Raw genomic sequence first — 15,667 nt, forward strand, 5'->3', positions numbered from 1 at the left:
CTATTGTTCACTTATTCGCGAGGGTATAAACCGTTTGCCCGCGCAACTTAAACGCATCGCTGATATACGAGAAGTTTTCGGAGTGTCCCGCAAATAGCAGACCATCCTGTTTCATCAGCGGCGCAAACCGCTTCAAAATCTTAGCTTGCGTCTCTTTGTCGAAATAAATCATGACATTACGACAAAATATTGCATCAAAAGGGCCTTTGATAGGCCACTGAGGGGCCAGCAAGTTCAGTGGCATAAACTCAACAAGTGCCGAGACTTCTGGGCGCACGCGGGCAAGCCCGATGTGATTGCCGGTACCTTTTTGAAAGAACCGCTTCACTCGCGCTTCGTCCAGTTTGCGCACTTGCTCCTGGGGATAAATCCCCTTACGTGCTTTCGCCAGTGCATCGGTATCAATGTCGGTAGCAATCACTTTGGCTTGGGAGGCTTTCGCGCCAAGTGTCTCTAGCAGCGTCATGGCAATCGAGTAGGGCTCTTCCCCTGTCGAAGCGGCTGAACACCAGATCGTTACCGGATCTTGCTTATGCCTAATATGTTCCGCCAATAATGGGAAGTGATGCGATTCACGAAAGAAAGCAGTTAGATTGGTAGTCAAGGCGTTGGTAAACGCCTCCCACTCTTTCGCGTCGGGTTGACGCTCCAGCCGCGACAGGTAGTCAGTAAAGCGCGTCATGCCATGATGGCGCAGCCGCTTAGCTAAGCGGCTATAGACCATTTCGCGCTTATGCTCAGCTAATACAATACCAGCGCGCTGGTAAATCAGCTCTCGAATGCGCGCAAAATCAGCATCGGTCAGCACCAGATCGCGTTCGATCTGTCCACTGGACGCCCATTGGCCTGCGTCGCTACCCCGTTCGCGTTGGTCTGTCAAAACTCTTCCCACTCCTCTACAGAGGCCATTTGCCGTTTCTTAGTCGGCACAGGCGATGTGGCACTGCTGTTATGTGCAGACCCCGCTGGCAACACGTTTGCCTTTGGAGTTGCGGTCACAGGCGGCTGCAAGCCAGTGGCCGCTAGCGGGCTTTGGTTAAGTCGAAACGCTTCAACGGAAAGCGACAACAGTCCTGCTTGTTGCTCTAGGGCAACAGCTGCCCGTGCAGTTTCTTGAACGCGCAGAGCATTTTGCTGTGTTGCTTGATCCATTTCCGCAACGGCTTGGTTGACTTCCGTAATACCGCTGCTTTGTTCCGCAGAAGCCGCCGAGATGTCGTGCATAATATGAGTAACGCTGCGTGCGGCTTCGGCAACCTCACTAATCGCTGCCTCAGCTTTTTCGACTAAGCCAGCGCCTACGCTCACTTCCTGGCTCGAATCGTCAATAAGTGTGCGAATTTCCTGCGCTGCTCCAGCACTACGCCCAGCAAGCTTACGCACCTCTTCGGCCACCACAGCGAAGCCACGACCATGCTCTCCCGCCCTGGCGGCTTCCACCGAGGCATTCAGAGCCAAGATATTGGTCTGAAACGCAATCGAATCGATGACGTTGATAATGTCGGTCATTTTCTGCGAGCTTTGTGTTATCCGCTGCATATTAGCGACCAGTTGTGTCATCAATTCCCCGGTTTGTGTAACCCTTGTTGCATTATTATCGGCCAGTCGACGCGCTTCTTGAGCGTTATCACTGTTCTGTCTAACTGTAGTAGTCATTTCTTCCATACTGGAGGCCGTTTGCTGAAGCGAAGCTGCCTGCTGTTCAGTTCGCGTGGAGAGCGCTTCGTTGCCACTGGCAATGTCTTTAGCTGCTGGGGTGACTACGTCAATGCCACTTTTTACATCACTAATGATGTTGCTCAGGCTTTTACGCATGGTGTTGAGAGAGTCCATCAACTGACCAATTTCATCACGGCGTTTGGGCGGTACATGTGCCGCTAAATTGCCGCCTGCGATTTGCAACGTAAAACGTGACGCGCGCTTCAGTGGCGTAATAATAGAGCGCAGCGTTAGGACACTAATCAGTACCAGTAACAATAGTCCTGCGCCTAATACACCAGCTTGTACGCTAAGCATGGCGGTTTGACCACGCTCGGCCTCTGCTGCCATTGCCTCCGCAGCTTCCTGCTTTTGAGCGATCAGTTGATTGACCATAGCGGATAGCTCCCGCCCCTCCTCGTTCATCACACTGATAACAGCATCCAGGCCGGTGAACGCTTGGTAAGTCTCTTCAGCCTGTAGCACGCTAGCCGCTTGGTTCATGCCTTCAGACAAAAAAGCTTGTAGCCGCTCGTTGAACGAAGTGGCCAACGGCGTCGTATTCACATCGCGACTGAAGTATGCCTGCCAGATATCAACGATTTGTGTAGCACTTCCCTCTATCGCCTCCCCCATCTCGAAACGCTGGTTAATCAGCTCCATGCGCTCAGGCTCAATCAGCGCCTGACGTGTTTGCGCAATCGTTTGATCAATTTGCTGAAGGCGAATAACATCCCTTAAGCCATCGTTATTTAGCTCACCCAATCGTTCGCCTGCCACATTAAGGCCATAAAGCCCCACGCCACCGCTCGCTACTAGCAGGGCCCCTGCCACGACCACCATGCCAACTAATTTGGCACGTATTGTGTCGAGACGAATGCGCTTAATGCGCTGTAACAAGCCCTTTTGGCGCACGCGCCCTTTATCCAAGTAGAGGCGCTTATTGCGCCCTTCTCGTATCTCTGCATAACGCTGTTCAGCCTGAGCAATCGCCTTGCGGGTCGCTTGCACCCGCACAGAGGTGTAACCAATTACTTGGTCGTTCTCTACAATCGGTGTGACGCTGGCGTCTACCCAGTAGTGGTCTCCATTCTTACAGCGATTTTTCACCAGCCCTCGCCATGTCTCCCCCGCCTGAACGGTTTTCCAGAGGTTCTCAAACGCAGGCGACGGCATGTCTGGATGACGTATTAGGTTATGAGGCGCTCCTATCAGCTCTTCATGCTGATAGCCGCTAATCTCGATAAATGCTGGATTTGCGTAGGTTATACGCCCTTTTAGATCAGTACGCGAAACGAGAAAATCGTCTTGTTTAAGCTCAACTTCCCGTTGAGTCACTGGCTGGTTATTACGCATCATGCTGCCTCATTGTTTATGTTATTGTTTATGTTTTAACGCGGTAATAGCTTGGTTCATTCCATGGCCAGAGCAGAGAGCGCTGAGTTAGAACTCTTCCCACTCTTCGGTCAGCGCTTGTGTTTTAGTGGCCGGTAGGCGCTGCGTTGTCGTTGGCGAGTGCGAAGGGGCGCTGATGACACGTTTTTGTGTGTCGGGCTGCCCACCACCTGCTACACGGAACCGTTCCACGGCTTCACGCAGGCGTGCTGCCTCGCTCTCTAGCTCATTGGCGCTCCGCGCGGCTTGCTGCACCAGCTGAGCATTCTGCTGAACGACTTGATCCATTTGCGCAACCGCTTGGTTAACTTGGCCAATACCGTTGCTCTGCTCTTCTGAAGCGGAGGCAATCTCATCCATGATGTCGCTAACGCGCTGTACCGCCGCGACGAGATCCTGCATGGTTTGGCCCGCCTGATTCACGCGATGTGTGCCAGCGTCTACTTTACCGAGCGACGCATCAATCAGCGTACGAATCTCTTTGGCAGCATTGGCACTGCGGCTGGCAAGGCTGCGAACTTCTTGTGCTACCACGGCAAAGCCCTTGCCATGCTCGCCCGCACGCGCCGCCTCTACAGAAGCGTTAAGCGCTAAGATATTGGTTTGGAAAGCGATATTGTCGATCAGGGTGATAATGTCAGCGACTTGATGAGAACTGGCGCTAATCTCCTGCATGGTCTCAACAATGTTACTGACTTCTTCCCCACTGCGACGCGCCGTGAGCGTCGCGTCTCCTGCCAACTGGCTTGCCTGCCGAGCATTGTCGGCATTGTGGCTAACGGTCGACGCGAGTTGCTCCATGCTCGATGCCGTCTCTTCTAGCGATGAAGCCTGCTGTTCTGTGCGAGAGGAGAGGTCGTTGTTGCCGCTGGCAATGTGCTGGGAGCGCTCAAAAATCGTGGTGCCGCTACGCCTGACCACGCCAACAGTTTCCGACAAGGAACCTTGCATATGGGCCATCGCGCTATAGAGCTTGCCGATCTCATTGTTGCCAGGTGACTGGATCTGCTGACTGAGGTCACCCTGCGCCATGCGCTCAAAATAGCCGACCAGCCGATCCAGCGGGCGCAGTACGTTGGCACTGACGCCCCATACCACTACCACTACCGTTAAAACGGTCATGGCCACAACGCCGATCAATACCCAGCGGATGCGGGTGGCAAAGGAAGTAAAGGCCAACTGCTGGACTTGTGGGTCGCTGGCACTTTGTACAATGGTCGCCCCGTGATGCAGCGCATAAAGACCGATACCACAGGCAATGAGCACCAGCAGCGAGAAGGTGGCCAATACTAGCCCCCAACTCAGACGGACGGTCATATTACTCATCAGTTGACGTACTAGCTGTGTCACACGCATTTCTCCAAACACAACCGTACTAGCCAGCGCCATCCATCGCGCCAGAGTGGGTTGTTTTTTGGCTCAAGATGGGCACGTCTCCCTGTGCCCCGTGGCAGGTCGTTAGCGGTTACTGGTGCTATCTACCAGCGCCATCTCTTCGCTCGTCAGCAGCTTATCGATATCGACCAGCACCAGCATTCGGTCATCCAGGCTACCGAGGCCACTTAGGAAATCAGAGGAGAGCGTTACGCCAAACTCTGGCGCAGGCTTGATTTGATCCGGCGTCAAGGTCATTACGTCAGAAACGCCATCTACCACGATACCTACGATACGATCTGCCACGTTGACGACGATCACCACAGTTTGGCCACCGTACTCAACGTTATCCAGGTGAAACTTAATGCGCAGATCCACAATCGGCACAATCACGCCACGCAGGTTCGTTACTCCCTTAATGAAGTCGGGTGCATTCGCAATACGTGTGACGTTTTCGTAACCACGAATTTCCTGAACCTTTAAGATATCAATGGCGTACTCTTCATCACCTAAAGAGAACACCAGGAACTCGCGATTTTCCGCTTCTGCTGCGGCTAGCACCGCCTCATTAGATGCTTGACTCATGACGGCTCAGCCTCCTTGTAATAAGAGAGATATGGTTGGTTAGCGGCTTTTCCTGCTTCTTTTTTGGCACGGCTTAAGCGATGCAAGCCTGTGATATCCAGAATTAACGCAACACTGCCATCTCCCAAGATGGTAGCGGCCGATACCCCGGGCACTTTGCGGTAATTATCTTCGAGGTTTTTAACCACGACCTGTTGCTGGCCAATCAATTCATCGACCAGCATGGCATAGCGACGCCCTTCGCCCTGCACAATTACAGCGATGCTCTTAGTGGGGTCCGTAATGGCGTTCTCCACATCGAGCACTTCATGAATGGCTATTACGGGCAGGTACTCATCGCGTACTTTTAGTACCACGTCGTCCCCTGCCATGGCATACATATCGCCTTTGGCGGGCTGCAGTGACTCAAGTACGGTAGACAGGGGCAGAATAAAGGTTTCCTTTCCGACTTTAATCGACATACCGTCGAGAATTGCCAGAGTTAGCGGCAGCACGATACGTGTATTAGTGCCTTCACCTTTTTTCGACTGGATCTCAACCCGGCCGCCCATGCCTTGAATATTCCGTTTGACAACATCCATGCCCACGCCACGTCCAGAGACATCGGTAACCTCTTTAGCAGTCGAGAAACCGGGGGCAAAAATCAGCTGAAAAACATCTTCATCCGACATGGTATCGGAGACGTTAAGACCATTCTCACGGGCTTTCGCTAGCAGGCGTTCACGATCCATTCCGGCGCCGTCATCACGCACTTCAATCAAAATATTGCCACCTTGATGCCGGGCAGACAGAACTAACTTACCCGTACGCGGCTTGCCCAGGGCTTCACGCTCGTCGGGCATTTCAACACCGTGGTCCAGACTATTACGCACCAAGTGCGTTAGCGGGTCGGTGATACGCTCGACCAAGCTTTTATCAAGCTCTGTGGATTTACCTTCGGTGATCAGTTCAATCTCTTTGCCTAGTTTGCCAGCGGTATCACGCACTACACGCGGAAAACGGCTAAATACGAACTCCATGGGGATCATGCGAATCGACATGACCGCTTCCTGAAGATCGCGGGCATTACGCTGCAATAGGCTCATGCCATTCTGTAGCGAACTGTTGCCGACCGACTGGTCACCAAGATCACTCACTGTTTGGTCCAGCATCGACTGAGTGATGATCAGCTCGCCCACCAAGTTAATAATCTGGTCGACCTTATCCACGGACACCCGAATAGAGGAGGACTCTGCTGCTGCCTTTTTCGGAGCCGCTTTACCTGGTTTACTGCTAGCAGGCGACTTGCTGGCGTGTGCTTTTTCGGCCACTGGCGCGGCTGGCTTCTCTTCTGACGCAGAGGGCTCAGCCGGTGTGCTGGGTACAGGTGTTGCGGGCTCTGCTGCCGAAGCAGCCTCCTCCACAGCTACCGTGGTGATTTCAATTTGTTCTGGCTCAATAATGAAGCACATTACGGCTTCAATATCATCGGCGCTGACGCCCCCTTTTAGGGTGACCTCATAGCGCTTTTCATCCCCCGACTGGGATTGAATATCGCCTAGCTGCTCTAACTCTTCTACCAGCAGCCCACGATCTTTATCGCCCACATTGAGAAGCACCACTTTGAGGGTGTGCTCGCTGGAGCTAGCGGCTGCCGATGCTTCTTTGTCGTCCTCTGCAGGCGCTGATTTTTGAGGGGCCGGTGCCTCCGCAGGGGCATCAAGTGTTTTGCCAATCTCTTCGAGGGCAATTTGCTGCAGCGTTTGGCAGATACGCTCATACGCTTCTTGATTGGGTTCTTCCTCGTTGCGATAGGCATCGAGTTGCTCGTGCATGATGTCTTTGGCCTCTAAAAAGGTATCCACGAGGTCAGCACGCAGGGTGAGTTCCCCTTTGCGCGCGTGATCCAGCAGGTTTTCGAAAATATGCGTGGTTTTTTGTAGCACGCTAAAACCGAAGGTTCCTGCGCCACCTTTGATAGAGTGGGCTGCGCGGAAGATAGCGTTCAACTGCTCGCTATCCGGATCATCGACATCCAGTTCCAATAAGTGCTGCTCCATATCAGCGAGCAGCTCTTCAGCCTCTTCAAAAAAGGTGTCAAAAAAATCCGCTATATCCATGCACCGCTCCACGTGAACGTCATATTTTTTGTGACAAGCCGCGCTTACTGGTCGTCGTTGGCTTGTGGGGTGTTTTGTGGCACTAGCTCTTTCGGCACCTCTTCCTCAGAAAACTGAGCATCAGGCGCTAGAACACCAGGGTTACGAATGGCTTCGGCAATTTCAGGTAACAACACAACCAACTCAATACGCCGATTGATCGGATCGGTTGGCGCAGTGTCAGCCAACAACACACGATCAGCAAAGCCCGATACGCGCAACAATTGATCTGGATCAAGCCCGCCGGCAACAAGCTCTCGGCGCGAGGCGTTCGCTCGATCATTTGAGAGCTCCCAGTTGCTGTAGCCACGATATCCTCCAGCATACGGCACACTATCAGTATGCCCACTAATACTTAAATCGTTAGGCAACTCATTGAGAAGAGGAGCTATGGTGCGTAGCAAACTACGCATATAGGGAGCGACCTGATCACTACCAAGCTCAAACATGGGTCGCTGTTCGGTATCCAAGAGTTGGATCCGTAACCCTTCACGGGTTAGATCAAAACGCATTTGGTTGCGCAGCTCACGCAGCTCCGGGTCACGCTCAATCACACGTTCAATGCGCTCCTGCAAATCATTAAAGAAGCGCCGCTCTTGAGCACTAGGGCGTGTATGCTGCATTACATCAATACGAACGCGTTCACCATCACTATGAGTAGGATCAGGGCCACCACCAGGAATCACGCTGGTACTACCTGACATGTCGCCGCCTGTAATTGCAGTAACCAGGGGCGTACTGAAATACTCCGCCACACCTCGGCGGGTCTCTTCGCTGGAGACACTCAAAATCCACATCACTAGGAATAGCGCCATCAACGCGGTCATAAAATCCGCTAGGGCAATCTTCCAAGCTCCCCCGTGGTGAGCATGGACGACTTTTTTACGCCGAATAATGATCGGACGCTTATCCCCACCCTTACTCATGCACTACCGCCTTTTTTGGCGTCACGAACGTACTCTTCAAGCTCAGTGAAACTGGGACGCTCTGCGGTATGCAGTGCCTTGCGACCAAACTCAACAGCTAATTGAGGCGCATAACCGTGCAAGCTTGCTAGTAAGGTGACGCGGATACACTGCAACATTTTTTCTGCTTCTTTTGCTTGTCGCTCGGCGTAGCTGGCCACTGGACTTATAAACCCGTACCCCAACAAAATGCCTAAAAAGGTACCTACTAGCGCTAGCGCAATCATTTCACCCATCTGAGCGGGTGTGGCATCAGCGTAGGTCAAAGCCTTAATTACCCCCATAACAGCAGCAACGATACCGAATGCAGGCATCGCATCCCCCACTTTAGAGATCGCATCAACTGGAATATGAGCTTCCTGTTCGAATGCCTCGATTTCATGCAGCATAAGCTCATCAATTTCCATTGGCTCCATGCCGCCACTGACCATGAGGCGCAAATAGTCAGTTAAGAAATCCATGATGTGTGGGTCCGCCAGCACGGCTGGGTGCTCTTGAAATAAAGGACTCTCTTGAGGGTTATCGATATCGCGCTCAATCCCTAGCATGCCCTCACGGCGCACCTTGGAAAGAATCTTGTACTGCAATGCCATTAGCTCCATGTACAGCGCTTTATTATATTTTTTGGTTCGCTTGAGCTTGGGCAGTATCTTAAAAGTAGCTTTAATGGCTTTGCCATTATTGGCAGCAATAAAAGCACCGACCCCTGCGCCGCCAATCATGAGCAACTCCGTGGGCTGATACAGCGGCCCCAAGCTACCACCTGCTAACACATACCCGCCAAATACAGATAGCAGTACGACGACATAACCTAAGGGAATCAGCACAAGCAGTGTCCTTGCGATATCAGTTTTTTTATCGACGAAGCCACACCCATTTCTTCACCAAGAAGGCATGAGCAGCTCCACCCCAAGTGCAACTTAGCAATATCATACTAAGGCGCATGCAATGTTTAATGAGAAATTACCAGCGTCTTTTACCGCTATCTAAACGTTAAAGAGGTCGTGTATTCGTTCTATAACCCTGCTGCTAGTAGCGTGACAATTTTATACGTTCAACGCTGTGCTTTACGGGTTTTCCCTGCACGCGAAGGCGGCTGACAAATACCACACACATAATCATGTGTCGGACTATGAGCATGGGCAACAAAGCGACCTTCACATCTTGTACAAGTCGTTAGCTGCAACAAATCACTTTCAAAAAAGCGCACCAACGTCCAAGCACGAGTAAGCCCCAGCACCGGCTCCACGCCTTCCAGTGAAATCTGCTCCTCGTACAAACGATAAGCTTTAACAAACGCGTCTATACGCTCGCAGCCAGCCCCTTTCAGCAGCCCGACATAAATGTTGTAGAAGAACGAGGAGTGCACGTTGGGCAGCCAAGTGACGAACCAATCCGCAGAGAATGGCAGCATCCCTTTCGGTGGAGACATACCACGCACTTCCTTGTAGAGCTTAATCAACCGGGTACGGCTAAGCTCTGTTTCTGTCTCCAGCACCTGTAGCCGTGCACCCAACTCAATCAGCTCAATGGCCAGCTGCACTTGGTGCATCTCATCAACCAAGCTCTTCTGGCTCACTCCGACTCTCCCGACGACAAAGACTCCAAGGGCTCACAAGCCGAAAGCAGTGATGCATGTAACCCAGATAACCCTTGATCTCTGGGGTTTTCTAAAATTTCGCGCAAACGTCGCCCACTCGAATGGCTAAATCGGCAGACTAACTGGTTGCTGCGCGCCAGCTTAGTGAGTTGCCAGGCATTCAGTGATACCAATAAATCGGCAAGTTCGCTGTCTATTTTCAGGCGAAACATAGCTGCTTCGCGATCCTCGCTCAGCAAACGCTGAGCAAGAAGCAAGTACGTTAAGTTAATTTCTTGAATTTCATCGAGAAAGCTTGTTTGACTCATGGTGTCCCATCGAACGACACAGGCGCGACATTGTGACCGTTATACTGGCGCCATTGATGACTTTTTTCTTTACCCAGCACCATGGTTGCATACAACGCCTATATTGGCTACTTGAGCGTTTCACGATGACTTATCCCATTCTCAGATAGCTCAAACACCCAAACAAGCAGCTCAGCGACCACTTGATATAAGCTCGCCGGGATCTCGGCATCCAAATCTAACTGCATGAGCAGCGCCACAAGCTCTGGTGCATCGTGAACATAAATACCCTGGCGTTGGGCTTCGGCCATAATTCGCTCAGCCAGCTCACCATACCCTTTGGCTACTACACGTGGAGCCTGCTCCCCTTCTTGATACGCAAGCGCAACCGCTTGCCGTCGCCGATCACCCGCTGTCATCATGATGGCGCTCCAATGTTACATACCTAGCCTTGATCTGAACTTTATGAAAATCAAGGGCGTTTAAACGCTGCTCCAATGAGCTAACCCCTTCCTCAAGACGCTGATGCGTGCCAGCATTATCAGTGGTCAAATCAATACTCAGCGTCTTTTGATGAAGCCATAGTGCAACGCTGAAGCTACCTAAGTTAGGCACATCAAGCTGCATTTCGGAGCGCCAACTCTCCTCCGCACCCTCCTCTTCCGATGAACCTCCTTGCCCCCCTTCACGCCCAGGCAGGTTGATCACTAACGCCATAAAAATCCCAGCCCACACATCACCTTCCCAGCGGAGCGTTGGCATCACCAACATCTCCAACTGCTGACGCACCAACCCCTGTAAGCTCTCATGAACGACCTCTCGTGAGCCACGGCTAAGCGCTTCCGGCTCGCTGGCAGCCGGCAATGTCAACGAGGCTGGATTAATCTCTCGACGCTCCGCAGCAGCTGGCGTCGGCGAAGTCGAGGCTGGGAGCATGACAACAGGGCGCTCTAAGAGCAGTTTATTATCGCCATTCATAGGCACTAGGGGTGTATTGGGCAAAATACCGGGGGTGGCGCTTGAGCGTAAAGCGGCTATTGAGGGGGTTGTGGCTAATACCGAAGAAGCAAAATTTGGTAAAAAAGGAGCAGTCGGGCGAGGCCCAGGTTGCATTTGTGGTTCACGCAGTAGTTGCTGGCGTGGAGTTTCACCTTGAAACCAACGCTTCAGGTGGGACTCATAAAATAATCCACTATCGCGGATGCTTGCTTCTAAACGACTTGCCAGCACTTGCGCCGATGGTGCGTCTTGAGCCGACATAAGCGGGGCCTGAGGCTTCATTACCGCTGGAGGTGCCGGGAAACGCAGCAATACATCCGCAATCGTGCGAGCCGCAGGGCTGAAGTGTGTCTGTGTTGAGGTGGGTGCGCCATTACCAGTGGGAGGACTTCCAGGCTGAGACTGACGCGCCCCCTCAGACGCACCTGGCAACCGCTTTAGGTCACCAAGCAGGGGAGCAAGCGGACGGCCATCCAACCCTGCATCGCCTTGCAAGGCACGTGGCCCCTCCCCCGGTAAAACTGGCTGTACTGGCGCATTTAATACACGCTGAGAGGACACCTCTCCCTGGCGCCCAAGCACTTGATGTAAGAGGGTATCAATAAGCGGCGTAATGCCACTCACGATGCCCCCTTATTCTGAGAAGCATCGACATCAAAGGCGCTATAAGCTCCCTGCTGGGGAGCATAAGCTCGGTGCAGGTCCCGCTGGCGCTGGGTGACGCCAATCAGCCTGCCAAGCTCATCGCGTCGTGCCACCAGGCGACGACGAATCTCCACATCATGCTCTAAGATATGTTCTATTAACTCTGTTTTACGCTGCTTACCTGCAGCGTCAAGCGTGACGTGTGCATCCAGCTCACGGAGCTCTTCTACGAGCATCACATAATTACTGCGTTGCTCGATCAACTCGGCCCACTGTTCAGCATCTGCAAGCTCATGCATGTCATTCACACGCACCAACAGCTTTTCATATGCATCGAGCAGCGTTTGCTGAGAAATATCACGAACTGCTTCGGGAGCTGCCATGCCTGCCTCACGCACTCTGCTGTTGACCGATTTCACGCCATGCTGAGGCGATATCCTCAAGTAACCGCTCAGCTTGGTTGAGGCTCTCTTCGTCGTTTCGCAAGTTAGCTGTTAATAGCAAGCGGGCGATATAATCGTAAAGTGAGGCGAGCCTCTCTGCAATGACACCCCCTTGCTCTTGATCAAGGGCGGCCGCTAAACCGTTATTAACAATATCCAACGCTTTGGAAATTGACTTGCCTTTTTCAGCTCGGTTGCCAGCTTGCATGTGAATTCGCGCTGCGCGGATTGCCGCCTGAGCGCCATCAAATAGCATCACGATCAGTTGGTGAGGGTCAGCTGACATGACACCACTTTCAACACCGACACGGGCATAAGCATTAGCGCCTCGTCCGTTAGCGGTGCCACCGCGAGTGTAGGTCATTAGTGGGCACTCCTTTATAGGGTGTAACAACAGCTAGGAAAAAAAGCCAGTCGTGCTGTTCATCATTCAAGGTTGAGCATATATGCTCAGCTATTAAATATATCGGCGAAGCCACAGCAGACTTTAATGCCTGATTACTTTTTAATTTAGCTGCTTGCCTGAATTCGGCGTCCTATGTAGAAACCGCTACTTCTCTGACAGGCTTGCCTAGTCGCTCAAAAACATCGCCACGCAACACACTCCCTAAATTATCGCGCATTGGCGGCTCAGCTGCTTGGGCCAGCACCACCTCTGCTGGCGCCCCACTATCATCAAGGCGCAAAATCCAGGCAAGCTGATCACTAGAGAAAAGCGCTAACGACCCCACCGGCAGGACCTTGAAATGTTCGACATAACGCCTCATCCAACGGCGATCAAACTGATGCGGGTGAGCCAGCAAGTGGCGGTAAATTTGCTGCGCCGTGCGGGCCGGGCGATCTGAGCGATCTCGCCGCATCGCCTCAACAACGTCAACCACTGCACTGGCTTTCGCCAACTCGTTAATATCATCCCCGGTGATTCCTGCCGGATAGCCACTACCATCAAGCCGCTCGTTGATCCCCCCAATGACCGCTTGCGCCACCGTAGCAGACAGCCATTGGCAGGTATGTAGCCGAGCCATCAAGAGGGAAACATGCTCACTTAATGCCTGCCGATGTGTCGCTTCAAAATTGGGCGCCTTGAACACGACCTGAGGAATAAGCGCCTTACCCAAATCATGTACCAGCCCACTGGCAACGATCGCCTTGCGCACATCCCGCGGCATATTGGCTCCCACTAAATCCAGCAAATGGACTGCAACAGCAATCCCGTGCCTTACCAGCAGCGGCTCTAAAGACAAACAGCGGGTGGCAAACAGCAGCCCCTCTCGATCTTCTTCATGCAGCATCAGTAAGCGGTCCGCATTACGAGAGAGCTGCCTTGAATCAATATCACTGCCTTGCTGAAGCATGAGCAACTGTGCATCAAGATAAGCAGCTACCTTAACCAAACGCCTTGCCATCGGTGTGGCATAGCGGCGTATATCGCGCCGTCCTATGTGCTCAGTATCTGGAGTGCGTTTGCCCGGCTGCTCAAACAGAGGCGATGGCTGCCGCTCCTCCTGCACCTCCTTTTTATAGCGCGCCGCTTCACGCTCAATCTCGCAGACAAAATACCAAATCTGCCGTTCCTGCTCGGAAGTGCACCCTGCAAAGCGAAAGCCAACGCGTAGCATGTGCCGCTCGGGATCAGTTTTCTGATGGCGGGCAACGCCATTCACTTCAAAGTAAGTGCCGCTTGGAAAGGTAAACGCAAGTTTGAGCGAGTATTGCGTTTCAGCCAAAATACCGCTTGCTGTTAGTGGCAACTCAAGCTGGCACCCATCCTGGGAGAGGTCACGGAGCTCCCCCTGGGCACTCTCACCACTCTCACCAACAACCAGTGCAGACACCACCATTCCCATGCGCAATTCAGCACGATATGACTCGCGTCGTTGCAGCACTTCAACCGAACTTGGGTAATTACTACAACAAAGAAAACGACCACCAGAACGACGGGTCTCCGTCAAAGATAACAGCGGTGTCCGCACCACTTTTCCCTGTGACTGACCCCGCAAAAAAAATTGCTCTCCCTGCTGTAAACGACTTAGCAGGTAGTCAACCGATGACAGATCCATTACCAGCGTTTCGCCCGCGTGCTGCTCCATCAAGACCACTGGCTCTGGACGCGCATCAGGAGTGGCCAAGCAGAGAGTCACCCCACCGCTCTCTATCATAGTATTCAGAAGAGAGCTGATTACCGATGGGCTAGTGACGCTCTCGTACTCATCTTGTTGGACTGCCATGCGTGCCTCGCTTTCCCCAGACGCGTTATACGTTAACGCTCATCACAAAGCAGCAGAGCATAACAGAAGCCTTTATCGAGCCGCATGTCCGCCATAGGACTCATAACACTTTTCTTTTCATCTATAGTAAAAGGATAAAGTTTGTGACAAACGCGCCGATAGATTGAAAAAGAGGCTCATCACCAGACGGTAAACGGCCTCAATGCCTTTACTCGGTTACGTTGCCTAGCCCCCCGGCGGGCTTATTTAATAGAGGAACGTTGTACATGAGCCCACTATCCATTGACTCAGCCACACCAGCAATAACAGCCGCTTTATCGCAGGAACGCTCTACGCGCCCCGCTATCGATCCCCTACCTCCAGTCACCCCAAGCGGCGATGAAGCAGCAGCAGATGGCAATAAGGCCACAAAAGAAGCGCTTGTTGAACCGATACAGCGCATTAACGATGTCATGCGTCCCCGTGGGTTGGAATTTGATATTAGCGAACAATCGGCTCGCATCATTACAAGGGTCATTGATCGAGAAACGGGTGACGTCATACGTCAAATACCAGCAGAAGAAGTGCTGCTACTGGCCGAGCGGCTAGAAGAACTGCAAGGAAAACTGATCTCTCTTAAAGCATAGAAACCAAGCGAACGCTGCGGGCGCCTTGAAAAGCGATAACGTACCAGCCTAAGCGTTCGCCTTCCCACTACCCACCCAGCTAGCCGCATAACTACTTTACGCCCCCTATACCTGCATATTCATCACATCACGATAGGCAGTTACTAGGCGGTTGCGCACTTGCATGCCCATTTGAAAGGCCACACTGGCTTTTTGCATATCTACCATCACATCGTTTAACTCAATGTTTGGCTCGCCTGCCTGAAACGCCATCGCCTTGGTACTAGCCGCTTGCTGCAACCGATTAATTCGCTGTATAGAGGACTGCAGCTCACTTCCAAAGCCACCTTGACCAACAGCGGTTGCCACATGCTCCCCTTTAATAGGCTGAGCCGCTTGTGCCGCTAGCCCCTGCATCTGTTGCAGCGCAGACTGTATAGAAGGTGAACTCATACTCAGGCCTCATTTTTGCGGAAAATCAATTAGTACAAAAAGCCTACCATTGGTAGGAGTAGCGTCATACGTACAAATGAGTATAAAAAGCCAAGCTTTTCGTTCATTTATGGTCGACACACCCCCGGATAATGGCGTTCATCACAATTCCGCTTCATTTTTTTAGCGGATAACCGCGATTGACGGATATAGCCTATGCCTTCTTTGGTGATGCGCCTGGGCCGACACCCGTTTTGCCTGCCCTTCTGGAGG

16 protein-coding genes are annotated in these 15,667 nt (G+C 52.4%); 1 reads left to right on the forward strand and 15 read right to left on the reverse strand.

Features of this window, described 5'->3' with window-relative positions; translation table 11 throughout:
• Positions 1-7 precede the first annotated feature (7 nt).
• The 14 genes from NH344_RS04755 to NH344_RS04820 all read right to left on the reverse strand — a co-directional run bounded on the left by NH344_RS04755 (position 8) and on the right by NH344_RS04820 (position 14,357).
• Positions 8-880, reverse strand: coding sequence for a CheR family methyltransferase (locus tag NH344_RS04755; RefSeq protein ID WP_044629560.1), 873 nt, complete (start codon positions 878-880; stop codon positions 8-10).
• Positions 877-3,054, reverse strand: a complete 2,178-nt coding sequence (locus NH344_RS04760; protein ID WP_044629599.1) for a methyl-accepting chemotaxis protein — start codon at positions 3,052-3,054, stop codon at positions 877-879. The genes NH344_RS04755 and NH344_RS04760 overlap by 4 nt, the downstream gene beginning before the upstream one ends.
• An 87-nt stretch (positions 3,055-3,141) precedes the next feature.
• Entirely contained in the window at positions 3,142-4,419 is a 1,278-nt protein-coding gene (locus NH344_RS04765; protein ID WP_044629600.1) for a methyl-accepting chemotaxis protein, read from the reverse strand.
• Positions 4,420-4,551: 132 nt separating this feature from the next.
• The gene (cheW, locus tag NH344_RS04770) at positions 4,552-5,052 is read right to left on the reverse strand and encodes a chemotaxis protein CheW (protein ID WP_044629561.1); all 501 of its coding nucleotides are present in this window, start codon (positions 5,050-5,052) and stop codon (positions 4,552-4,554) included.
• On the reverse strand, positions 5,049-7,151 hold the full coding sequence (cheA, locus tag NH344_RS04775) for a chemotaxis protein CheA (RefSeq protein ID WP_044629562.1): 2,103 nt from the start codon (positions 7,149-7,151) through the stop codon (positions 5,049-5,051). Before cheA ends, cheW begins: the two co-directional genes overlap by 4 nt.
• 44 nt (positions 7,152-7,195) lie before the next feature.
• The gene (gene motB / locus NH344_RS04780) at positions 7,196-8,116 is read right to left on the reverse strand and encodes a flagellar motor protein MotB (protein WP_253027591.1); all 921 of its coding nucleotides are present in this window, start codon (positions 8,114-8,116) and stop codon (positions 7,196-7,198) included.
• Positions 8,113-8,982 (reverse strand): flagellar motor stator protein MotA, encoded by an 870-nt coding sequence (gene motA, locus NH344_RS04785; protein ID WP_044629564.1) that lies wholly within the window; start codon positions 8,980-8,982, stop codon positions 8,113-8,115. Before motA ends, motB begins: the two co-directional genes overlap by 4 nt.
• A gap of 227 nt (positions 8,983-9,209) precedes the next feature.
• Positions 9,210-9,734, reverse strand: coding sequence for a flagellar transcriptional regulator FlhC (flhC, locus tag NH344_RS04790; RefSeq protein ID WP_044629565.1), 525 nt, complete (start codon positions 9,732-9,734; stop codon positions 9,210-9,212).
• Positions 9,731-10,063 carry a flagellar transcriptional regulator FlhD gene (gene flhD, locus NH344_RS04795; protein WP_172515205.1) on the reverse strand — a complete coding sequence of 111 codons (333 nt, stop codon included), beginning with the start codon at positions 10,061-10,063 and terminating at the stop codon, positions 9,731-9,733. The genes flhC and flhD overlap by 4 nt, the downstream gene beginning before the upstream one ends.
• 107 nt (positions 10,064-10,170) lie before the next feature.
• Positions 10,171-10,464, reverse strand: coding sequence for an EscU/YscU/HrcU family type III secretion system export apparatus switch protein (locus NH344_RS04800; protein WP_062360447.1), 294 nt, complete (start codon positions 10,462-10,464; stop codon positions 10,171-10,173).
• On the reverse strand, positions 10,448-11,302 hold the full coding sequence (locus NH344_RS04805; RefSeq protein ID WP_232068197.1) for a flagellar hook-length control protein FliK: 855 nt from the start codon (positions 11,300-11,302) through the stop codon (positions 10,448-10,450). The genes NH344_RS04800 and NH344_RS04805 overlap by 17 nt, the downstream gene beginning before the upstream one ends.
• 359 nt (positions 11,303-11,661) lie before the next feature.
• On the reverse strand, positions 11,662-12,069 hold the full coding sequence (gene fliT / locus NH344_RS04810; protein WP_083026298.1) for a flagellar protein FliT: 408 nt from the start codon (positions 12,067-12,069) through the stop codon (positions 11,662-11,664).
• Positions 12,070-12,076: 7 nt separating this feature from the next.
• The gene (fliS, locus tag NH344_RS04815) at positions 12,077-12,493 is read right to left on the reverse strand and encodes a flagellar export chaperone FliS (RefSeq protein ID WP_044629570.1); all 417 of its coding nucleotides are present in this window, start codon (positions 12,491-12,493) and stop codon (positions 12,077-12,079) included.
• Positions 12,494-12,665: 172 nt separating this feature from the next.
• On the reverse strand, positions 12,666-14,357 hold the full coding sequence (locus NH344_RS04820; RefSeq protein ID WP_230834970.1) for an HD domain-containing phosphohydrolase: 1,692 nt from the start codon (positions 14,355-14,357) through the stop codon (positions 12,666-12,668).
• 266 nt (positions 14,358-14,623) lie between these two features.
• Between NH344_RS04820 and NH344_RS04825 the strand changes: the two genes are divergently transcribed.
• Positions 14,624-14,983, forward strand: coding sequence for a flagellar protein FlaG (locus NH344_RS04825; RefSeq protein ID WP_052509943.1), 360 nt, complete (start codon positions 14,624-14,626; stop codon positions 14,981-14,983).
• 105 nt (positions 14,984-15,088) lie between these two features.
• On the opposite strand, the gene fliE is transcribed toward NH344_RS04825, so the two are convergent.
• Positions 15,089-15,415, reverse strand: a complete 327-nt coding sequence (gene fliE, locus NH344_RS04830; RefSeq protein WP_044629573.1) for a flagellar hook-basal body complex protein FliE — start codon at positions 15,413-15,415, stop codon at positions 15,089-15,091.
• Between the last annotated feature and the right edge of the window lie 252 nt (positions 15,416-15,667).

It is taken from the genome of Halomonas sp. Ps84H-12, assembly GCF_024124725.1.
GTDB lineage: Bacteria > Pseudomonadota > Gammaproteobacteria > Pseudomonadales > Halomonadaceae > Vreelandella > Vreelandella aquamarina.